Annotated in this window: 2 protein-coding genes; both read right to left on the reverse strand. The window is 67.0% G+C overall.

Annotated features, from left to right (window positions below; genetic code table 11):
* Positions 1–302, reverse strand: a 302-nt coding sequence (locus tag AC1DTN_RS38180) for a hypothetical protein (protein ID WP_477925364.1), incomplete at its 3' end; no start/stop codon positions are given.
* Positions 299–636: TfoX/Sxy family protein (locus AC1DTN_RS38185; RefSeq protein WP_477925366.1), on the reverse strand; the 338-nt coding region annotated here is incomplete at its 5' end. The genes AC1DTN_RS38180 and AC1DTN_RS38185, both read right to left, overlap by 4 nt.

A 636-nucleotide genomic window follows, 5' to 3' on the forward strand; every position in this document is an offset into this window, starting at 1 on the left:
GTCGATGCAAGCAGTTCCCCCAGGATCGCATTGCAGTCGGTGCGATGCGACTGGAACAGCCATGCGTTCTCGAGCGTCGCGAACTGGAGCACATGGGGCCCGCCCGAGATTTCGTGTTTGGCGAAGGTGGGCTTCGATTCGGTGTCGAAGCCGGCCACGCCGCTGTCCAGCAGCGCGGCGGCGGCGCGCTCGGCTTCCTGCGGCGTGTCGACGACACGGATGTCTCGCAGCCCGAGGCCGTCGAAGGCTTCGAGCAGCGCGATCTCCTCGCGGCTGGGCAGAAGTGGTGCTTCGTGGCTCATGCGCGCCTGGCCCGCTGGCGGCGCGGCTGGGGCGCCTGGCCCGAACGCAAGGCCGCTTCCCATGCACGACGCGCCCACAGCGCGGCCTCGTCGCGGTCCTCGAACACCTCCGCGGGTGCCTCGCGGTATGACATCTTCATCGTCTTCCCTTGTCGGGTGTATTCGAAGGCCGGCAGGCGAAGCCGGTCGAAATGCCCGACGCTGGTGGCGTCGGACTTGAGATAGAGGGTGTCCCTGACGACCAGGGCGAACATTCGCCCCTCATGGTAGATGCCATGCCCGCCGAACATGCGCTTGCCTTCGATGCGGCCGAAGCGCTCGAACACCTCCTGCA

Source organism: Rhizobium sp. 01T444 (assembly GCF_056398305.1).